Raw genomic sequence first — 19,176 nt, 5'->3', positions numbered from 1 at the left:
CTCAGGCACGGCGTGACCGGGAACAAGTTGAAGGTTGAACTAGTTGGTGGGAGTATCGAGGCAAGGAGGCTCCCATGAGCAGCATGCAGTTCGGCATCTTCACCGTCGGTGACGTCACGCAGGACCCGACCGACGGCACGACGCCCACCGAGAACGCGCGCCTCAAGGCGCTGGTGGAGATCGCGAGGAAGACCGAGGAGGTCGGGCTCGACGTCTTCGCGAGCGGGCAGCAGCACAACCCGCCGTTCGTCACCACCTCGCCGACGACGCTCATGGCCTACATGGCCGCGCAGACCGAGCGGATCGTCTTCTCCACGGCCATCGCGCAGATCACCACGAACGACCCGGTCAAGCTGGCCGAGGACTACGCGGTCCTGCAGCACCTGTCCGACGGGCGCGTCGACCTCATGCTCGGGCGCGGCAACTCCGCCCCCGTCTACTCCTGGTTCGGGCAGGACCCGACGCGCGCGGTGGAGCTGACGGTCGAGAACTACCAGCTGCTGCGACGGCTGTGGGACGAGGACGTCGTGGACTGGGAGGGCCAGTTCCGCACGCCGTTGCGCGGCTTCACGGCCACGCCCCGCCCGCTGGACGGCGTGCCGCCGATGGTGTGGCACGCGTCCATCCGCACGCCCGAGGTGGCCGAGCTGGCCGCGTACTACGGCGACGGCTACTTCGCCAACAACATCTTCTGGCCCAAGGAGCACTACATCCGGCTGATCAACTTCTACCGGCAGCGCTTCGCCCACTACGGCCACGGCGAGCCCGAGCAGGCGATCGTCGGGCTCGGCGGTCAGGTGTTCATGCGCAAGAACAGCCAGGACGCGATGCGGGAGTTCCGCCCCTACTTCGACAAGGCGCCGGTCTACGGCCACGGCCCGAGCCTGGAGGACTTCACCGCGCAGACGCCGCTCACCGTCGGCAGCCCGCAGGAGTTCATCGAGAAGACGCTGACGTTCGCCGACTACTTCGGTGACTACCAGCGCCAGCTGTTCCTCGTCGACCACGCCGGTCTGCCGCTGAAGGAGGTGCTGCACCAGATCGACATGATCGGCGAGGTGCTGCCCACCCTGCGGGCGGAGTTCGAGGCGCGACGTCCGGCCGGCGTCCCCGATGCTCCCACCCACGCGTCGCGCGTGGCGGCGCGAGACGCGGCGGAGGCCGAGCGGGACCTCGACGCGGGAGCCCACGCATGACCCGCGTCGTCATCGTCTCGGCCGGGCTCGGCTCGCCGTCGACCACGCGGCTGCTCGCCGACCAGATGGCCGCGGGCGTCCGTCGAGCCGAGCCGGGCGCGTCCGTGGAGGTCGTCGAGCTTCGACCGCTCGCCCATGACGTCGTCGACGCGACGCTCACCGGGTTCGCGTCGCCGCGTCTGCAGCACGTGATCGACCAGTTGGGCGCGGCCGATGCCCTCGGCTTCGTCACGCCGATCTTCCAGGCGTCCTACAGCGGACTCTTCAAGTCGTTCGCCGACGTGCTCGAGCCCGACCAGCTGATCGGCAAGCCGGTGCTGCTCGGCGCCACCGGTGGCACCGCGCGCCACTCGCTGGCCGTCGAGCACGCCATGCGTCCGCTCATGGCCTACCTGCAGGCCGTGCCCGTGCCGACCGGCGTGTTCGCGTCGCCGCACGACTGGAGCGCCGAGGGCGAGGGTGCGCTCACGTCGCGCGTCGACCGCGCCGTCGGCGAGCTGATGTCGCTGCTGGGCGGTGCGGGTACCGGACGCACGCGTGACGACGAGATCGACCTGTTCAGCGAGACCATGCTGAGCATCTCCGATCCGAGCCGCGGCGCCTGAGGACCTTCCGCGTCCCGCCCACCGGGGCTACCGTCGGAGGATGTGCCGCAACATCCGCGTGCTCCACAACTTCGAGCCGCCGACCACTGACGACGAGGTGCGCGAGGCCGCCCTGCAGTTCGTGCGCAAGGTGAGCGGGTCGACGAGACCCTCGCAGGCGAACGCCGAGGCGTTCGAGCAGGCCATCGACGAGATCGCGGCCGCCACGCGCACGCTCCTCGACGGCCTCGTGACCAAGGCGCCGCCGAAGAGCCGTGAGGCCGAGGCGCTCAAGGGTCGCGCGCGCCACGAGAAGCGCATGGAGCGTGAGGTGCGGATCCGCACGGCCGTCGAGTCGGCGTAGGGCGCGTCGTACGGACACTCGGCGCTAGGCGCTAGGCGCTCGGTGGCGAGGCTGCGCTGCTGACGGTCGGGCCTGGGGTGGGGCTGCGCTGCTGTGGGTCGGGCTCGGGGTGGGGCTGCGCTGCCGCAGCTCGTCGTCGATGTGCTCTCCGAAAGGCCTCGACGGTGCAGGGGCCGTCGGCGCGACCGAGCCCGCCGGCCGCGCCCCCATCGGTGGATCCTCAACCTCAGGAGCGGCGCTGCGGTTGAAGTTCCACCGAGGGGGGCCGGACGGGGTGGGGTGGTGGATCCTCAACGCCAGAAGGGTTGCTGCGGTTGAGGATCCACCGCTCGGGGTGGACCAGCGCGACGGAGGCCCGCAGGCCCGGCCGACGCGCTGGGAGTCACCCGGTCGAGGCCCTCTCGGAGACCGAGCCCCACGCCCACCCGTGCCGGCGCAGCCCCGCGCCCACGGGGAGCCGCGCCGGCGCAGCCCGACGAAGCCCGGCAGCGGGCAGGGCGCGACGCTCTCGAGGCCCGTCTACCTCAGAGGTGCTCGACGAACCACTGCGTCGTCAGGTCGCGGCCGACGAGGTCGCCGAACGACAGGGTGCCGAGGCCGCCCCCGGTCGTGTGCTCCTGGCCGGGCAGCTCGACGTAGCGCGTGGTGGTGCCGGCCTCCTGCGACGCGCGGGCGAAGTCGCGCACCGGCCCCGGGAGGATCAGGTGGTCCGCGCTGCCCTGGTAGATCAGCAGTGGCGGGCCGTCGCCGGACAGGTGGTTGACCGAGTCGGTGAGCGCGTAGCGCTCGGGGTACTCCTCGGGCGGGCCGCCGACGTACTGGTCGCCGTAGGCGCGGCCGAGCCCGGACTGGTCGTAGGCGGCCGAACCGTCCACCGCGGGGTAGCCGGCGACGACCGCGGAGACCTCCGGGAGCTCGCCGCGGGTCCGGCACGACGGGTCGAGCTCCTCGAGGGCTCCGAGGTTGGCGGCGTTGATCGCCAGCTGCCCCCCGGCGGAGTCGCCCATGGTGCCCACCCGCTCGGGGTCCAGGCCGACGCCGGGACCCTCGGTGGTGACCCACGTGAGTGCACAGCCGACGTCGGCGACGGCGGTGTCCCACGTCTGACGTTCGGGGCTGGCCAGGCGATAGCTGACGTCGAGCACCGCATAGCCCCGCTCGAGCAGCGGCGGGTAGTACGGGCTGGGTGCCGGGGCGCCACCCGTGAAGCCGCCTCCGTGCACGTAGACGACCACCGGGACGCCGTCGCCGTCGTCGGCCCCGTCGGGGAGATAGAGGTCCGCGTCGAGGTCCGTGCCGTCGACCGTGCCGACGGTGACGCTGCGATCGGGGGCGACCGTCCCCTTCAGGAACGGGACGACAGGAGCGAAGACCCCGACGTCCGCGCCCGCCTGTTTAGCGTCGACCACCTGGTACGACCACAGGCCGAGCGACGACGCGAGCACCGCCGCGGCCACCACGGTGGCCGGTCGCAGCAGGCCGCTGCCGCGGGCCCGACCGATGGCCAGGAGCAGGCCGAGCAGGATCGCGACGAGGACGACGTTCCACACGCCGAGCGCGTCGCGCCACACGCCTGTGGCGAGGACGACGTACTGCACCGGCCAGTACTGCAGCAGCGGGACCCACCACGACGGTGACGTCCACGCCACCAGCTGGCCCAGGGCCGCCACCGCGAGGAGCAGGGCGAGGACGACTCGGCCGAGGGTGTGCAGAACCGCACGCAGGCGTGAGCTGGCCTTCTGCACGTCGTCCTCTCGTCGTCCGTCCCGGGTCTCGACGCTACCGCTGTTCTCGGCCGACGTCGCCGCGAGCGCCTACGGTGAGGAGGTGGCTCCCGTCCCGTACCGGCTCGTGCCGGCACCGCCGTCGCGGCGTCTCTCCGAGCGCTTCTTCGGACGGTTCCGGCGCGTCGGACTCCGCGGCGTCCTGGCCGACCTCGACCGTCGGGGCAGCCGCGCCGAGGTCCCGGGGGAGGCCGCGGTCGGCGGCATGCAGTGGGAGGAGCGCGACGCGACGTCGCAGCGGTGGTGGCCGCAGGGCATCACGACGTCGGCCGACGCCTACGGCCCCGACCCGCAGTCGGGCACCTTCGAGGGTCGCCCGGTCGTCGTCGTCAGCTGGTACGCGCACGGCGTCCTCGGCTGGTTGACGCTGGGCTCGCGCATCTCCGTCATCGACCACGCCGACGACGCCGCGCCCCGCTATCGGCACGTGCTGCTCGTGGCACCGCGTCGGGTGCTCGGCCTGCACCTGCTGCGTCCCGTGCGGGTCCACGCGGGGGGCATCGTCTGGTACGGCGACCACCTCTTCGTGGCGGGCAGCTCCGGTGGCGTCCGCGTGTTCGCCCTCGACGACGTGATCCGCGTGCGCAACCGTTGGCGCACCCGCGGCTACCGGTACGTGCTGCCCCAGCGGACCCACTACGCCGCCGACACCGACGCCGGTGTCCGACCGATGACCTACTCGTTCATGTCGCTCGACCGCCGGGGCGACGTCGACCACCTCGTCGCCGGCGAGTACGGCCGCAAGGGCGGCAGCCATCGCATGGTCCGCTACGAGCTCGACCGCGACACCCACCTGCTGCGCTCGGGCGAGACCGAGCCGGCCGTGCCGATCGAGGTGCACGACGCGGTCGCGCCACGCATGCAGGGTGCCGTCCTGGTCGACGGCACGTGGGTGATCACCGCGAGCGCGGGCGAGGACAACCCGGGCGACCTGTGGATCGGGCGGCCCGGCGCCCTCACGCGCCGCCGCGGCGTGCTGCCCACCGGGCCCGAGGACATCACGTGGTGGCCGCAGCGTGGGCAGCTGTGGTCGCTCACGGAGTGGCCCGGCCGTCGCTGGGTCTACGGCATCGACGCCGACACCTGGGTGCGGCCGACGTCGCAGGAGTGACGGGTCAGAGGCCCAGCAGCGCGCGGGCGTCCTCGCGCATCTGCACCTTGCGCACCTTGCCGGTGACGGTCATCGGGAACTCCTCGACCACGTGCACGTAGCGCGGAACCTTGTAGTGCGCGAGGCGTCCGGTGCAGAAGTCCCGGACGGCCTCGACGGTGAGCGGCTCGGCGCCGTCGCGCATGCGTAGCCACGCCATGAGCTCCTCGCCGTACCTCGCGTCGGGCACGCCGACGACCTGGGCGTCGAGGACGTCGGGATGCGTGATCAGGAACTCCTCGATCTCGCGCGGGTAGATGTTCTCGCCGCCACGGATCACCATGTCCTTGATGCGCCCGGTGATGCTCAGGTAGCCGTCGTCGTCCATGACGGCCAGGTCCCCGGTGTGCATCCACCCGTCGGCGTCGATGGCCTCGGCCGTCTTCTCCGGCTCCTGCCAGTAGCCGATCATCACCGAGTACCCGCGTGTGCAGAGCTCGCCGGCCGTGTCGCGCGGCACGACCTCGCTCGTGGCCGGGTCGACCACCTTCGTCTCGAGGTTCGGGTGGACCCGACCGACGGTGCTCACGCGTCGTTCGATGCTGTCGTCGGTGCGGGTCTGCGTGGAGACCGGAGACGTCTCGGTCATGCCGTAGCAGATCGAGACCTCCTCGGCTCCCATCCGCTCGATGACCTGCTTCATGACCTCCACGGGGCACGGCGAGCCGGCCATGATGCCGGTGCGCAGGGCCGACAGGTCGTGGTCGTCGAAGGACGGGTCGGCGAGCATCGCGATGAACATCGTGGGCACGCCGTAGAGCGACGTGCACCGCTCCTCGGCGGCCGCGCGCAGGGTCGCGGCGGGGTCGAACATCGGCGCCGGGACCACCATCGTCGCGCCGTGCGAGGTGGCCGCCAGGTTGCCCATCACCATGCCGAAGCAGTGGTAGAAGGGCACAGGGATGGCGATGCGGTCGTCGGACGTGTAGTGCAGCAGCTCGCCCACGGCGAAGCCGTTGTTGAGGATGTTGCGGTGCGAGAGCGTGGCGCCCTTGGGGAAGCCGGTGGTGCCCGACGTGTACTGGATGTTGATCGGGTCCGTGGGGTCGAGCGTGGCCTCGACCGCGTCGACGTCGAGGTCGCTCGCGCGGCCGGCGTCGAGCAGACCCTCCCACGAAGGGGAGCCGATGAGCAGCACGTCGGTGAGCGTGGGGTGGTCGGGACGGACCTCGTCGATCATGGCGGCGAACGAGCTGCCCTTGAGCTCGGGGACGGCCACGATCGCGCGCATGCCCGACTGGCCCACGACGTAGCCCAGCTCGTGCGCCCGGTACGCGGGGTTGACGTTCACGAGCACCACGCCGAGCCGGGCCGTGGCGTACTGCACCAGGGTCCACTCCGCGCAGTTCGGTGCCCAGATGCCGACCCGGTCGCCCTTCTCGATGCCGAGCGACGCGAGGCCGCGGGCCACCACCTCGACGTCGGCGGCCAGCTCGCGGTAGGTCCAGCGTCGGCCGGTGGCGCACTCGACGAGTGCCTCGGCGTCGGGCACCCGCGCGACGGTGGCGGCGAGGTCGGCGCCGATCGTGGTCTCCAGCAGCGGCACCTCGGCGCTGCCTGCGGTCTGGCTGAGTCGCTGGTCCATCGTGTCCCCCCACGTGCCGGCCGACGTGACGTCCGAGCCCGGTGTGTCCTGGCTCACGCCGAGTCTGCCACGCGCTCGGTGGGACGACTCAGGACGTCGCGTCGAGCACCCGCAGCACGTTCTTCCCGGTGAGGCGGGCGAGGTCGTCGGCCGACCACCCGCGCCGGGCGAGCGTGTCGAGCAGCGTCGCGTGCCCGGTCACGTCCCCCATCGCCTCGGGGAAGAGCTCGAACCCGTCGTAGTCGCCGCCGAGCCCCACGTGGTCGATGCCGACGACCTCGCGGGCGTGCTCCACGTGCGCGACGACGTCGTCGACGGTGACCCGCGGCATGGGCCCGGCACCGGTGGGGTCGACCTCCCGGTGGGCGAACCAGGCGCCGAAGTCGGCGTTCACGAACGGCGGCACGTAGGTGACCATGAGGACGCCGCCGTTGCCGGGGAGCCGCTCGAGGACGTCGTCGGGGACGTTGCGCGGGTGGTCGGTGACGGCCCGGCACGAGGAGTGGCTGAAGACCACCGGCGCGGTGGTCACGTCGAGGGCGTCGTGCATCGTCGTGGCCGCCACGTGGGACAGGTCGACGAGCATGCCGAGCGCGTTCATCTCGCGCACCACGTCGCGGCCGAAGTCGGTCAGGCCACCGTGCTCGGGCTCGTCGGTGGCGGAGTCGGCCCACGGGGTGTTCTCGTTGTGGGTGAGGGTCATGTAGCGGACGCCGAGGCTCGCGAGCTGACGCAGCACGGCGAGCGAGCCGTCGATGCTGTGGCCGCCCTCGGCGCCGAGCAGGGACGCCAGCCGGTCGGAGGCCCACGCGTCGCGCACGTCGTCGCCGGTGCGGCAGAGCGCGAGCCGGTCGGGGTACCGCGCGACGAGCCGGTGCACCCAGTCGACCTGCTCGAGCGTGTACGTGACGGCGTCGGCCCCGCGCTGCGAGCAGGGCGCGTAGACGGACCAGAACTGGCCGCCGACCCCCGAGCGACGCAGCCGGACCAGGTCGGTCTGGAACGCCGGGTCCTCGCCGGCGGCAGCGCGGTCCACGTCGAGCCCGTCGACGGAGTAGCCGGCGCTCTCGCGCATCTCCCAGGCGAGGTCGTCGTGCCCGTCGATCAGCGGTGCGGCGGCCACGGCCTCCCGCGCCGCCGCCTCGGTCAGCAGGTCCCCGAACGTCTCCATGCCCCCACCGTAGACACCCCCGCCGGCGGCCCCGTGACCGTGATTCCCATCAGCTGATGGGAATCACGAGCTCCCCGGCGGAATCCCCCACTCACCATGGCGTGCCCTCCGAGGTGAGTGAGGGAGAACCAGGGTGAGTGCCCGACGCGGAGTGAGCCGAGCGATGGCAGGCTGGCCGCATGCACCCGCTGCACGAGCTGACCCTGACTGACTTGCGCCGCCGCACGAGCATCAAGTGGACGATGCACGACCCCGACGTCATCCCGATGTTCGTGGCCGAGATGGACGTGCCGCTCGCCGAGCCCGTGGCGCGTGCGCTGAGCGACGCCGTGACCCGCGGCGACACCGGCTACCCGCAGCCGCGCGTGTACGCGGAGGCCCTCGCCGACTTCGCCGCCGACCGCTGGGGCTGGACCGGGCTCGACCCGGCACGCACGCTCGCCGTCGCCGACGTGATGGTCGGCATCGAGGAGGTGCTGCGGCTCACCGGCGCCGCCGACGTGCCGGTCATCGTGAACCCGCCGGTCTACCAGCCGTTCTTCGACGCGGTCGGCCATGTGGGCCGTCCGCTCGTGGAGGTGCCGCTCGGCGACGACGGTCGCCTCGACCTCGACGCCCTGGCCGCCGCGTTCGCCCAGCACCCTGGCGCCACGTACCTGCTGTGCAGCCCCCACAACCCCACTGCCGTCGTGCACACGGCCGAGGAGCTGGGCGCCGTGGCCCGGCTGGCGCACGAGCACCGGGTCCGGGTGGTCGTCGACGAGATCCACGCGCCTCTCGCACCGGTCTCCACCGACGACGACGCCTTCGTGCCCTACCTGTCCGTCGACGGCACGGACGACGCGTACGCCGTGCTGTCGGCGTCGAAGGCCTTCAACCTGGCGGGCGCCAAGGCGGCCGTGGTGGCCGGTGGCGCGGCCACCGCCGACGAGATCGCCTCGGTGCCGGAGATCGTGAGCCACGGGCCGAGCCACCTCGGCACCATCGCCCACGTCGCGGCGCTCACCGAGGGCCGCGACTGGCTCGACGCGCTGCAGTCCGACATCGCGGGCAACCGCGCGCTGCTCGGCGAGCTGGTGGCCGAGCACCTCCCGCGAGCCGGCCTGCTCGCCGGTCCTGGCACCTACACCGCCTGGCTCGACCTGCGCCCGTACGACCTCGGCGCGGATCCGGCGGCCACGCTCCTCGAGTCGGCCCGCGTCGCGCTGGCACCGGGACTCGCATTCGGTGGCTCGTCCGGCGTCGGTGATGGGCGCGCGCGACTGACCTACGCGACCCCGCCCGACGTGCTGCGCGAGGCGTTGGCCCGGCTCGGCGCCGTGCTCGACTGAGGGCGGGGATCGACTCGTGGCGCACTTCGTCGCGCCCGCCGCCTGGGGTGCGCGCAACGGGCCAGGCATCGTCCGCCGCGCCCTCGACGCCGGGCGCACCTGGCGGGCGGTGCTGCTGATGCTGGGCACGACGCTGTTCTCGTCGCTCTTCACCGTCGTCTGGGCGGTCACCGTGGCCATGGGACGCCCGCTGCTCTCGCTGGTCTTCGGCCTCGCGTGCTGGAGCGGCTGGGTGGTGGCCGTCGACGTGGTGGGGCGGTGGATCCGTGCGCCGCACGCCGACGACGGACCGGTGCTCGCCACGGCTCCCTCCGGACGTCCCGCCACCGCATGGCTCCGGCCGGGGTGGGCCCTGGCGCGACCGTGGGCCGTCGTCGCGGCGTTTTCGATCGTGGTGGTCGGCGAGGGCGTGGCCTGGGTGCTCGGGGACAGCAGTGCCTGGACGCTCCTGGGCGCGGGGTTCGTGGTCCTCCTGCTCGTGCCGAACCTCTGGATGGCGCGGCGCGGGGTGCAGGCGGGTGGGCTGTACCTGACGGCCGAGGGTGTCGAGCACGTGTGGGGGCCGGCGTCCACGCGGGTCTCGTGGGAGTCGCTCGAGATCGTCGGCCCGCTCGGCCTGGAGCGGACGCCCGGCCTCGAACGAGTTCGTCGGGGGGAGTGGTGGTGCGTGGACACGACCGACCGCAGCGGCCGCGCGATCCCGATCCCGTCCGCCTACCTGGGCGACCGCACCGACGTGCTGCGCCGCCTGCTGATCGACCACGCCACCCGGCCCGCGCAACGCCACGCGCTCGGGACGATTCGGTCGCTCGAGTGGGCGGCGGCCGTGGCGGGGCTCCCTGGTCGGACCGCACCCGGCTGAGCGGTCAGGGCGAAGGGACGACGAGGTCGGCGGTCCCGCTCCGGGCCAGCACCCGCCGCGCGTTGGGCTCGTCCACCTCGTCGACCCACGCCTGTGCCGCCTCGCGGGTCTTGCCGTGCTTGACGTGGCGGTCCACGAGGCGTGATCGACGACGACCGTCGTCGAGCTCGACGAACCAGACCTCGTCGAGCTCGGCGTGCACCTCGGGCCACGGGTCGGCGTCGTCGAGCAGGTAGTTGCCCTCGGTCACGACGACGCGGTGCGACGGTGCCACGGTGATCGAGGCGGCGATCGGCTGCTCGAGGTCCCGCTCGAAGCCGGGGGCCAGCACGTCGTGGCCGGATTCGGCGCGCAGGCGTCGCAGCAGGTTCAGGTAGCCGTGCGCGTCGAACGTCTCCGGGGCGCCCTTCCGGTCGAGCAGGCGGCGTTCTACGAGGGCGACGTCGGCCAGGTGGAAGCCGTCCATCGGCACGCGCACGGCCGGCCAGCCGTCGGCGGTGAGCCGGTTGGCCAGCCGCTTCGCGAGCGTGGACTTGCCGCTGCCCGGGGCGCCGACGACGCCGACCAGCACACGGCGTCCCGCAGCGGCGTCGGCCAGTCGGGTGACGCGCGCGGCGAGGTCGTCGAGGTCCACGTCCGGCATTCTCCCGCATCGCGCACCGGCAGGCGTCCGGGGCACGATGATGTGTGGCCTAGACATACTGTGTGTCACACAGTAATGTGACGACATGACCTGGGACGACCACCTCCGCACCCACCTGCAGGAGCTGCGCCGCGGCACCGTCGTGGTGGCCAGCCTCGCTGCCCTGCGCGAGCCCGGCTACGGCTACGGCTTGCTGCAGACCCTCGCCGACGCCGGCTTCAGCGTCGACGCGAACACGCTCTACCCGCTGCTGCGGCGCCTCGAGGACCAGGGCCTGCTGACGAGCGAGTGGGACACCACCGAGTCCCGGCCCCGCAAGGTCTACCGGACGAGCCGCGACGGCGAGCAGCTCCTCGCCGCGCTGCTGGCCGACCTCGACGCCGTACGCACCTCCATCGAGTCCCTCACGGAAGGGCATCTGCCATGACCACCCAGACGACCACCCTGACCGACCGCTACGTGCACGCCGTGCTGCGCTCGGTGCCCGAGGACCGACGCGACGACATCGGCCGCGAGCTGCGTGCCTCGATCGCCGACATGGTCGAGGCGCGCACGGATGCCGGCGAGCCCGAGGCCGACGCGGAGCGTGGCGTGCTCACCGAGCTCGGCGACCCGGGCCTGCTCGCCGCGCAGTACGCCGACCGACCGCTGCACCTGATCGGCCCCCGCTACTTCCTCACCTACTGGCGGCTGCTGCTCAGGCTGCTGGCCTGGATCCCGGCGACGGTCGCGGTCGTGGTGGCGGCGGTCAGCCTGATCACCGAGCCCGACGCGGCGTCCGCGATCGGCGACGGCATCGCGGCCGGGATCGAGACGGCACTGCACGTGGCCTTCTGGACCACCCTCGTGTTCGCGATCCTCGAGCGGGTCGATGTCGACCCCGGCCTGCCGGGCTGGACCGTCGACTCCTTGCCCGAGGCGCCGCGGGAGCGCGACGTGTCCCTGGTCGACACAATGGCGTCGATCGTGTTCATCGCCTTCTTCATCATGGTGCTGATCGGCCAGAACTTCCGCAGCTGGGTGCAGGGGCCTGACGGCGACGACGTCGCGGTGCTCGACCCCGACCTGTGGTCCGGCTGGCTGCCGTCCCTCATCGGGGTGCTCGTGCTGAACATCGCGCTCGAGGTGTGGCGCTACCGGGTCGGCCGCTGGACGTGGCCGCTCGTGGGTGCGATGGCCGTCGTGTCCGCCGCGTTCGCCCTGCCGGTCGCCTGGCTGGCGTGGGACGAGTCGCTGTTCAACCCCGCCTTCGTCGACGCCGTGGGCATGAGCTCGCAGGTGCTCGAGTACGTGAACCTCGGCATCGTGGTGGGTGCGCTCGTGACCATCGTCGCCGAGGTCGGCGACGCCGCGTGGAAGGCCCACAAGGCGACCCCGCTGACCTCGGGCGCGGCCCCGATCGCCCGCTGACCTCGCTGCGGTCGCCCTGCGGTGGTCCGGTAAGGTACCCCGCGGTGGCGTGTCCGAGCGGCCGAAGGTGCATCACTCGAAATGATGTGTGGGGTCAAACCCACCGTGGGTTCAAATCCCACCGCCACCGCCGAGGGGTACTTACACAACTGTGCCCTAGTAAGTGACGAAACTCCGCCCAGATGTTGATCTGGGCGGAGTTTCGTGCTTTCGGGAGCTTCTTGGCACTGGTTGGCGCCGGCAGTCGCTGTGTTGGCCCGTGCGATTGCGTCGAGAGCGGGCTCGTCTCGGTCCCTAGCCTTTGCTCAGCAACACGTGTAGCCCTCGGGCCAAGGGCCGTCGGGCTGGGTCGTGCGGGTCGTCAGGTTGTGCAGGTGGTCGCCGCGTTCAGGCGGCTGTTTGGTCCTCGCGGGGAGGGCCGGTGGTCGCTTCGGTGAGGGGCAGGCCGTCAGCTCCGGCTTCGATGAAGCCGTGGTCCGTGAGGTCCACCTTGGTGAGTGGGTCGGCCGTCCATCCGTTGCGCTTGGCCCAGCTCAGCAGGACCCTGAGGTTGGAGGCCGTGACTTGGAGGGCGAGGAGCAGCGTGGTGCGGATGAGTCCGGTGTGGAGGGTCCAGCCGCGCTTGATGCCGCCGCCGTCTGATGCCTTGAGCAGGCCGAAGCTCGACTCCACGCGGCTGCGCCGGGCGTAGGACTCGATCCACTCGTCGGAGCCCCAGTACAGCTCCTGGCGAAGCTTGAGACCGACGTTCTCCGAGACCGTGATGGTCCTCTGACGACAGGCCTTGGGAATGGGCTGCCCGGCGGGGTGGACGCACTCGGGTGTGTCGGCGGGCAGGTGGAGCGACTCGGGGTAGCCGGCGCAGCGGAGCTTTCCCGCTCTGGCGGGCGACTCGTACCGGTAGTTGCCGCCGGCAGTCTTGCCGTGGCGCTCGAAGCGGTAGGTGGCGCGCTCGGCAATGAGTGCGCGGAACTTCGTGACCTCAGCGACGAGCGCCGCGCGCTTGGCCTTCTTGCGCTTCGTGGCGTTCTTCCGTGCCGGTCCCACGGAGAGGTTGGTCGGTCGGGCGATTCGTACCAGGTGGTCAGGGATGGACGCGGCGTGCGGCCAGCCGTCGATCATGACGTAGCCGTCCGTCGGGTGGGGGCGAGCGCCACGGTCGTTGTCGTGCATGTCCATGACCTGCATGACGCCTAGGTCCGACAGGACCTTGGCCCAGTTCTCGACGACGGAGAAGGAGAACGCTCGGTCCGAAAGGATCTCGGCGATGGGGTTGGGTGTGAGGTGGCGCGCCTCGATGACGTCGACGGTCTCCTGCAGGCCGTCGGAGTTGGCCGGGACCATGCGCATGTGTTCGATGAGCACGGGCACGTCCTTCTCGCCGGCGGCTCCGACCCGGGTAAAGGCCATCATGTGGTATCCGAAGTACATGCTGGTCTTGTTGTCGTACGTCTCGGTCTGGTAGCCCCAGCGGGCATCCATGTCCGCGCAGACGCCGCGGACGGGGCATTTGCGTTTGTCCAACGTGGGTTTGTCCAGTTGGGCGAGCTTCTTGCTGCTGAACTTGCCTCGAGCAGCTGACTCGATCGACGTCGCGTCCACGGCGTACCTGTCCGCGGGGTCGAGGTACATGCTGGGAGAGCTGATGAGCCGGTCGATGAGGGACGTGAAGGCTTCCTCGCGCCGGGTGCGCTCGTTGACCGTCAGGTCGGGGAGGCGCTTGTCGGAGAACTCGTACATGTTGGCGATACGGTCGACCAGGTAGTAGATCTGACGCATGGTGACCAGTTGATGCTCCTGCGAGCGGATGCCGTAGGAGTGCTGGACGCTCAGGGACAGCTCCCTGGTCATGAGCTTGCGCACCCGGGTCAGCTTCGCGGTCCTGTGGTGCGTAGCGGTGAGTATCCCCGCGGCGAGGAACACGTCGACGTCGAGCTGGCGTGGTGCCCCGCCGGTTCCCTTGCGCAGTTCCTCCTCGATGGTGGTGTGGACCTCGCTGCGCCGGACCAGCTCGAGGTACATCTCGAACTCGCGGCGGGGGATCATCGCTGGCCCCGCTCGTAGGATCCCAGCGCGAGCGCCACATCATCGTGATCGGCCGGTGGGCAGTACTGGAGCAGGTCGGTGAGCGTGCGTGCCGAGCGCAGGCCCGCGGCTTGGAGAAGGTCGGCGAGTGCGACAGGTGAGCTCATGACAGCGACCAGCCAGGTGTGCCGGAGCCTGGCGGTCTTGATCGTGTAGGTCTTGCCCTCGGCCTTCGCGCGACCCACCACTCGCGAGACCATGTTGATGGTGGTGGCGACGTCCGACACCACCAGCGCGTCGCCGCTGAGGCCATGCGCATCGTGGGCTGCGAGAGCGCGTTCCAGCAGCGGCACGTAGGCGGTCCGCACGGGAACGGTGCGTGACCGGTTGCCGCTACCGGCGACGGTGACGACGGTGATCTGGGTGCCGGCCACCATGACGGTGCTGATGTGGCAGCGACGCACCCCGCGCAGGTCCTGGGCGTCCAGCCCGGCGCCGAGTGCGAGCGCGAAGACGAACGCGAGCCTGCGTTGGGACTGCAGGCTTGGCTGGTGCCATGCCAACCGGACGAACTCCTCGCACTCGGCCTGCGTGTAGGGGGCGCCAACCTCCTGGTGGGACAACGAGACGGGTGCGCGGTGCGGGTGAAGCTTCTTGTTGATGCGTCGAAGCACTGACCGGGCGCCGCTCCGGGACGCGTCGGACCACGACGACGCAGCCAGGTAGGCCTCGATGGTGTCGGACTCGAACATGCCGTTCAGGTCGAGTGGGCGCTTCGGGTCGCGGCTGCCGCGGGTGGCGTGCCAGTAGAGGAACGGGCTCACGTTCGCGCAGATGTTCTGGGCGTTGCGGGAGCTGCTGGGCTGGTAGGCGTAGACGAGGCGCTCGGCCACGTCGCGGTTGGTGTCCCACACGCCGCGCTGTGCCTTGAAGAGCGGGACGTACCTGGCGACCGCCGCACGTACGTCGTCGCTGACGGCAGACGAATCGGGAAGAACGGCGCGCGTTCCTTCTTCCTCGACGGTCGCTGCCCGCGTGGCACGTGCGTGGGCGTCGGTGGCCGCGGCGAGAAGTGCACGGCGGGACTTGGGTGCCTTCGAGACCGGAGAGGATCCGGCTGCGGAGGAGGTGGTCACGGTTACCCCCAGGGGATGGTCGCTTACCTCGGCCAACGCCACCAGAGCGTCGGCACCCCAGACCGTGCTGCCCGCCATGCCCTGTGCAGTGACATCTCGGGCTTCGGCGATGTTCTGCGCGATGTAGTCCAACGTGAACTTCCCGACCAGCGGTGGCTCGGCCAGGCGCCGCGCCGCTGCGAGGGAACTGACCGGCACCGGGAGCATCACGAGCGATGCCAGGAACGGGTCGTAGACCTTCGACCGGCTGCGAAGCGGGGCGTCGACCGGGACGGTTCCTTGGGCGCGCCCTAGCGCGAGCAAAGTCTTCTGGTGGTGGGCTTTCGCGTGCTGGCTCTTGAACGGCGTCCGTTGGATGTGGGCTGTGATGTTCTTGACCGTCACCAGCTCGTCCAGGACCGGGGTAGTCGTGCCGCTCCAAACGCGGACGTCGCATAGGAAACCCACCAACGCGCTGACACGTTGATCAACGGCGTCGATGGTCGTCGGCATCGAAGCGGTCACCAGAGTCCATACCGCCGGTCCGGCCAGCTTCCACTTCGCCCCGTCGAGCCGACGAGGCGTGTACTGCTTGATGCGCTGGCGGACCTTGGTGGCGGCCTGTGCCTGAGGCGCGTTCGGGACCGGTGGGAAATCGAAGGTCGGGCTGGTCGCTGTCAGGTCTAGGACGGCTCGCTTCGGAGCGAGCTTCTCACGCACGCCGATGGCGCGCGCAGACGTGCCCAGGGACTCGATGCGCGCGCGTCGGGTGGACTTCGCGCCGAGGCTGGGGTCGGAGTACGCGTCACGGATACGGCCCTCCGTCAGCAGCACGGACAGGTCTGGAGTCGTGGATCGGTCCCATTCAGATGGGCCCGCCAGATACCCGACGAGGTTCTGCAGCTGAAGACGAGCCGCGTTGACCGTCTGCGGGTTCGCGGCCAGGACACAGTCGCGGACGATCTCGCCTGCGAGGGCCCAGGCTGCTGCGTCAAGCAGTCGCGGCTTGTACGCCGTCACCATCCGGCTTACTTCGTTCGGAACCCTCCCTCCAGACGGAACGGGGCCTGCGCCAGGGGTGGGTGTGAGCTCTCCGGGGAATTCGTTCATGACCGGACTCGTCCCGGACGTCTGACGCTTCTCAATCGCGCACGGCCGAAAGCGGACGAACTCTGCGCTGGAGCATCAGCCGAGTTTGTGCGGCCGAGTCACTGCGCCCACCGGTCGGACGACGGCTTGCTGTCCGCCGCTGAGCTACTGGAGTAGGAAGAGTTGCTAGGTCCAGTCCGACAAGCCGTCAGGGCGGCACCCGCTGCTGCACGGGGCTTGGAGCTTGCCGTTGCCGGGGATGTGAAGAACCTCTTGTAAGCCACGGGAATCCGTCGCTTCAATGTCGTGCCTCGACCGAGCGACGGTGGCTCGTCCACGCCCAGGTCTGGAAGGGGGAGCCCTCAAGTGCGGACCGTCGCGAGGGTAGGTACCGCTCACCCCACGGCGCGATGTCGATCTGCGCGCCGCTGGACCGCTCGACCGCCACCGCGCGGGTCGGAGACCAGCACCTGCTCCGGGATGTGGCCGGACAGCAGAGCGGCGGGTTCAGTGAGCCAAGCCCAGGTCATCCATGGCGACAGTCCAGCGTCCCGGAGGAGGGCTACGTGTGGAGACAGTTCGGGTCGTAGGTCGCCGGTATCCGTGAACTGGAAAGCCGGGTAGACGGGACCACCGGCGTCAACGAGGACCAAGACGGCGCTTCCTTGGCTCCGCGCCCAGGCTGCGGTGGTGGCGATGCTGGAGTCGTCCCGACGGGACCGCAGCGCTTCGAGGTCCAGTGCACCGGACTCAAGCAGACGCGCCTGGAAGTCACGAAACGCTTGGTGCCACTTCTCAGTCGGGTCGGTCACCGTTCCATCGTGGCTCCGGCCACCGACAGACTCAGTGGACACGGACTCAGCTCAGGACGGTGGTGCCGCCATCGGGCCGGTACTCGACCATGCGTCCGTCCTCGTCTAACGCGACGGTCGTGATGCCCCTCGCAGCGAGGATGTCGCCGAAGTGGGCCTTTTCCACCGCACGGACGATCGCCTCGCCGATGGCGTCGTTCTTGGCCAGTTCTGCGCCACTTCTGCGCGGGACAACGCTCATGCGTTCAGTCTGCTCCTGTGCCGCTCGCGGATCCAGAGGCCTGCAGTTGACGCACCTCACGTCTCGGCAGCAGCTTCGCGCTGGATGCACGCGGCACTACGTTCAGTCGCTGCCCGTGACTGAGCTTCGGCGTTCGACCAGGACCGTGTCGCGCCAGCGTCCGGCCGCCGGGCCGACGGTGGCTTTGGCGACGCGTTCGCGGATGCCGATGGTCCGGAACCCATGGCGTTCGTGGAGCTTGAGGCTGGCGGTGTTCTCGGTGAAGATACTGGACTGGATCGTCCAGATGCCGGCTTGTTCGGTCGAGGTCATGAGCGCGCCGAGCAGCAGCCCTCCGATGCCGGTACCGCGGACACCAAGTGCGACGTAGACCGAGTGCTCGACCACGCCGGCGTACACCGCACGTGCGGACACAGCCACGCACGCGGCCCAGCCCACGACCGTCCCGTCAGGTGCCACGGCGACGAGGCGGTGGTCGACCAGCCGGGAGCTGTCGAACTGCTCCCATGTGGGTGCTGTCGACTCGAACGTCGCATGGCCCGCTTCGATGCCAGCAGAGTAGATGCGCTCGACGTGTGGCCAGTCCTGCACGGTCATCGGCACCACCACAACGTCTTCAGCCGCTGGTGCCATCGTGTCCACCTTCCTCGCCCAGATGCTGGCGTCCCAGTGCGGTGATGGCAACGACCTTGTCGACCGCACGCACCAGGTCCAGGTTGTCCAGCTTCCACAGGCTTTGCGACACCATGGACGGCAACGCCTGGACGACCAGCGGTCGCAAGGAAGGGTCCCGGTCCTTCCAGCAGTCCGCTATCTGCGCGGCGGTCATCGGCCCGCACTCGGCCAACGCCTCGAGCACCGCCCGCCGTGACGAGGTCATGAGGCCGGCGATGCGTCCGAAGTGCTCGTGGTCGCGCGATGTCGCCGAGCTGCGGGCTGTGGGTGTCACAGGCTGGGTCGACCCAGCGTGATGAGTTCGGGTGCGGCCGGCGCACCGCAGCAGCCGCCGTCGGCCGCAGCTTGGTCGTCGAACGTCCCTGCACCACCGCAGACGCCGGTGTCGGGCAGGGTGAGCTCGACTCGGGCGGCGGCTTCGTGGTCGCCTGCGATGGCTGCTGCGACCGAGCGCGTCTGCTCGAACCCGGTCAACGCCACAGCCATCAGTGCTTCCACGGCCTTGGCAGCTGCGAACCGCCTGGACAGCGCTTGGGTGAGCGCCGCCAGCCCCAGTGGGATGGCGATCAGCACGATGAACGCGTGCAGGAACGGTCCGGGCTCGACGATGTCGGCCAGGTCGGACCCGACGAACAGGTACAGGTAGACAGGCAGCAGCACCAGCTGCAGGAGCATCAGCAGCGGTGCCGCGGCGACAAGGCGGTCCTCCGCTCCCCCGGCCAAGCCGGAGAACACGATGACGTAGTCGATGCACGGGGTCAGCAGGACCAGCAGGACCCCGACCAGCACGGCCTGGTCGTCGCCCAGGAACTGGATCAGACCCCACACGACCAGAGGCCCGGCGAGGAAGTTCAGACCGAGCACGGCCCCGAGGAAGCGGACGTCGCGGAAGCTGGCAGCCATGTCCAGGAACGGGACCTGCAGGAACGTCGCGAACAGCAGCGCAGCAAGCACCGGTTCGATCGCGTGCTCCAAGGACGCCCCCGCACCTTCGGGTGCGGCGAGTCCAAAGGCGACTGCTGCTGCGATGGCAACCAGGTACAGGGCGATCTGGTGCTTCTCGGCGGCATGGACCGCGCGCTCGAGCGATGACGCGGTCGCGTCCGGACGGCTCATGCTCATGCGTTCACGCATGAACC

Annotated in this window: 18 protein-coding genes and 1 tRNA gene; 9 read left to right on the top strand and 10 right to left on the bottom strand. The window is 70.4% G+C overall.

What is annotated here, in order from left to right:
* Window positions 1-83: 83 nt before the first annotated feature.
* From ASF35_RS00740 to ASF35_RS00730, 3 genes are read left to right on the top strand one after another with little or no spacing between them, the layout of a single operon-like run.
* Entirely contained in the window at window positions 84-1,196 is a 1,113-nt protein-coding gene (locus ASF35_RS00740) for an LLM class flavin-dependent oxidoreductase (protein WP_055965995.1), read from the top strand.
* Complete coding sequence (locus ASF35_RS00735) at window positions 1,193-1,801, top strand: CE1759 family FMN reductase (RefSeq protein WP_055961368.1); 609 nt, start codon at window positions 1,193-1,195, stop codon at window positions 1,799-1,801. The genes ASF35_RS00740 and ASF35_RS00735 overlap by 4 nt, the downstream gene beginning before the upstream one ends.
* Before the next feature lie 40 nt (window positions 1,802-1,841).
* A complete protein-coding gene (locus ASF35_RS00730) occupies window positions 1,842-2,144 on the top strand; it encodes a DUF2277 domain-containing protein (protein WP_055961366.1) in 303 nt (100 codons plus the stop codon).
* A 524-nt stretch (window positions 2,145-2,668) separates the two neighbouring features.
* Here ASF35_RS00730 and ASF35_RS00725 read toward each other — a convergent pair.
* On the bottom strand, window positions 2,669-3,889 hold the full coding sequence (locus ASF35_RS00725) for a S9 family peptidase (RefSeq protein ID WP_055961363.1): 1,221 nt from the start codon (window positions 3,887-3,889) through the stop codon (window positions 2,669-2,671).
* A gap of 82 nt (window positions 3,890-3,971) precedes the next feature.
* Between ASF35_RS00725 and ASF35_RS00720 the strand changes: the two genes are divergently transcribed.
* On the top strand, window positions 3,972-5,039 hold the full coding sequence (locus ASF35_RS00720; protein ID WP_055961360.1) for a hypothetical protein: 1,068 nt from the start codon (window positions 3,972-3,974) through the stop codon (window positions 5,037-5,039).
* 4 nt (window positions 5,040-5,043) lie between these two features.
* Here the strand turns inward: ASF35_RS00720 and ASF35_RS00715 are convergent, their stop codons facing one another.
* Together ASF35_RS00715 and ASF35_RS00710 are read right to left on the bottom strand one after the other, a co-directional pair.
* Entirely contained in the window at window positions 5,044-6,720 is a 1,677-nt protein-coding gene (locus tag ASF35_RS00715; protein ID WP_304438765.1) for an AMP-binding protein, read from the bottom strand.
* A 31-nt stretch (window positions 6,721-6,751) separates the two neighbouring features.
* Window positions 6,752-7,834 carry a dipeptidase gene (locus ASF35_RS00710; RefSeq protein ID WP_055961357.1) on the bottom strand — a complete coding sequence of 361 codons (1,083 nt, stop codon included), beginning with the start codon at window positions 7,832-7,834 and terminating at the stop codon, window positions 6,752-6,754.
* A 179-nt stretch (window positions 7,835-8,013) separates the two neighbouring features.
* Between ASF35_RS00710 and ASF35_RS00705 the strand changes: the two genes are divergently transcribed.
* Window positions 8,014-9,165 (top strand): aminotransferase class I/II-fold pyridoxal phosphate-dependent enzyme, encoded by a 1,152-nt coding sequence (locus ASF35_RS00705; protein WP_055961353.1) that lies wholly within the window; start codon window positions 8,014-8,016, stop codon window positions 9,163-9,165.
* Window positions 9,166-9,181: 16 nt separating this feature from the next.
* The gene (locus ASF35_RS00700) at window positions 9,182-10,027 is read left to right on the top strand and encodes a hypothetical protein (protein ID WP_055961350.1); all 846 of its coding nucleotides are present in this window, start codon (window positions 9,182-9,184) and stop codon (window positions 10,025-10,027) included.
* A 4-nt stretch (window positions 10,028-10,031) separates the two neighbouring features.
* Here ASF35_RS00700 and ASF35_RS00695 read toward each other — a convergent pair whose 3' ends face one another.
* Window positions 10,032-10,661 (bottom strand): nucleoside/nucleotide kinase family protein, encoded by a 630-nt coding sequence (locus tag ASF35_RS00695; protein ID WP_235499085.1) that lies wholly within the window; start codon window positions 10,659-10,661, stop codon window positions 10,032-10,034.
* Between the two features lie 94 nt (window positions 10,662-10,755).
* Between ASF35_RS00695 and ASF35_RS00690 the strand changes: the two genes are divergently transcribed.
* The 3 genes from ASF35_RS00690 (at window position 10,756) to ASF35_RS00680 (ending at window position 12,210) form a co-directional block, all read left to right on the top strand.
* A complete protein-coding gene (locus tag ASF35_RS00690; RefSeq protein ID WP_055961341.1) occupies window positions 10,756-11,097 on the top strand; it encodes a PadR family transcriptional regulator in 342 nt (113 codons plus the stop codon).
* A complete protein-coding gene (locus ASF35_RS00685) occupies window positions 11,094-12,080 on the top strand; it encodes a permease prefix domain 1-containing protein (RefSeq protein ID WP_055961338.1) in 987 nt (328 codons plus the stop codon). The genes ASF35_RS00690 and ASF35_RS00685 overlap by 4 nt, the downstream gene beginning before the upstream one ends.
* A 43-nt stretch (window positions 12,081-12,123) precedes the next feature.
* Window positions 12,124-12,210 (top strand) — tRNA-Ser (locus ASF35_RS00680).
* A 257-nt stretch (window positions 12,211-12,467) separates the two neighbouring features.
* On the opposite strand, the gene ASF35_RS00675 is transcribed toward ASF35_RS00680, so the two are convergent.
* The 6 genes from ASF35_RS00675 to ASF35_RS00645 all read right to left on the bottom strand — a co-directional run bounded on the left by ASF35_RS00675 (window position 12,468) and on the right by ASF35_RS00645 (window position 19,153).
* The gene (locus ASF35_RS00675; RefSeq protein ID WP_055961334.1) at window positions 12,468-14,126 is read right to left on the bottom strand and encodes a hypothetical protein; all 1,659 of its coding nucleotides are present in this window, start codon (window positions 14,124-14,126) and stop codon (window positions 12,468-12,470) included.
* On the bottom strand, window positions 14,123-16,243 hold the full coding sequence (locus tag ASF35_RS00670) for a site-specific integrase (protein ID WP_055961331.1): 2,121 nt from the start codon (window positions 16,241-16,243) through the stop codon (window positions 14,123-14,125). Before ASF35_RS00670 ends, ASF35_RS00675 begins: the two co-directional genes overlap by 4 nt.
* Before the next feature lie 924 nt (window positions 16,244-17,167).
* On the bottom strand, window positions 17,168-17,362 hold the full coding sequence (locus ASF35_RS00660) for a hypothetical protein (RefSeq protein WP_055961325.1): 195 nt from the start codon (window positions 17,360-17,362) through the stop codon (window positions 17,168-17,170).
* 102 nt (window positions 17,363-17,464) lie between these two features.
* Complete coding sequence (locus ASF35_RS00655; RefSeq protein WP_055965991.1) at window positions 17,465-17,959, bottom strand: GNAT family N-acetyltransferase; 495 nt, start codon at window positions 17,957-17,959, stop codon at window positions 17,465-17,467.
* 19 nt (window positions 17,960-17,978) lie between these two features.
* Window positions 17,979-18,311, bottom strand: a complete 333-nt coding sequence (locus ASF35_RS00650) for a hypothetical protein (RefSeq protein ID WP_055961322.1) — start codon at window positions 18,309-18,311, stop codon at window positions 17,979-17,981.
* Window positions 18,308-19,153: a hypothetical protein gene (locus ASF35_RS00645; protein WP_082495425.1), complete on the bottom strand. Its 846-nt coding sequence runs from the start codon at window positions 19,151-19,153 to the stop codon at window positions 18,308-18,310. Before ASF35_RS00645 ends, ASF35_RS00650 begins: the two co-directional genes overlap by 4 nt.
* Between the last annotated feature and the right edge of the window lie 23 nt (window positions 19,154-19,176).

This window comes from Aeromicrobium sp. Leaf291 (genome assembly GCF_001423365.1).
In the GTDB taxonomy this organism is placed as follows: domain Bacteria; phylum Actinomycetota; class Actinomycetes; order Propionibacteriales; family Nocardioidaceae; genus Aeromicrobium.
The sequence above is the reverse complement of the archived record's forward strand: the minus strand, read 5'-3'. Positions and strand labels throughout refer to the sequence as shown.

Bases quoted from the DNA above. Each gene is read 5' to 3' on its own strand.
- ASF35_RS00740 (WP_055965995.1), top strand. From the start codon at position 84: ATGCAGTTCGGCATCTTCACCGTCGGTGACGTCACGCAGGACCCGACC.
- ASF35_RS00735 (WP_055961368.1), top strand. From the start codon at position 1,193: ATGACCCGCGTCGTCATCGTCTCGGCCGGGCTCGGCTCGCCGTCGACC.
- ASF35_RS00730 (WP_055961366.1), top strand. From the start codon at position 1,842: ATGTGCCGCAACATCCGCGTGCTCCACAACTTCGAGCCGCCGACCACT.
- ASF35_RS00710 (WP_055961357.1), bottom strand. From the start codon at position 7,834: ATGGAGACGTTCGGGGACCTGCTGACCGAGGCGGCGGCGCGGGAGGCC.
- ASF35_RS00705 (WP_055961353.1), top strand. From the start codon at position 8,014: ATGCACCCGCTGCACGAGCTGACCCTGACTGACTTGCGCCGCCGCACG.
- ASF35_RS00690 (WP_055961341.1), top strand. From the start codon at position 10,756: ATGACCTGGGACGACCACCTCCGCACCCACCTGCAGGAGCTGCGCCGC.
- ASF35_RS00685 (WP_055961338.1), top strand. From the start codon at position 11,094: ATGACCACCCAGACGACCACCCTGACCGACCGCTACGTGCACGCCGTG.
- ASF35_RS00675 (WP_055961334.1), bottom strand. From the start codon at position 14,126: ATGATCCCCCGCCGCGAGTTCGAGATGTACCTCGAGCTGGTCCGGCGC.
- ASF35_RS00670 (WP_055961331.1), bottom strand. From the start codon at position 16,243: ATGGTGACGGCGTACAAGCCGCGACTGCTTGACGCAGCAGCCTGGGCC.
- ASF35_RS00660 (WP_055961325.1), bottom strand. From the start codon at position 17,362: ATGAGCGTTGTCCCGCGCAGAAGTGGCGCAGAACTGGCCAAGAACGAC.
- ASF35_RS00655 (WP_055965991.1), bottom strand. From the start codon at position 17,959: ATGACCGTGCAGGACTGGCCACACGTCGAGCGCATCTACTCTGCTGGC.
- ASF35_RS00645 (WP_082495425.1), bottom strand. From the start codon at position 19,153: ATGAGCCGTCCGGACGCGACCGCGTCATCGCTCGAGCGCGCGGTCCAT.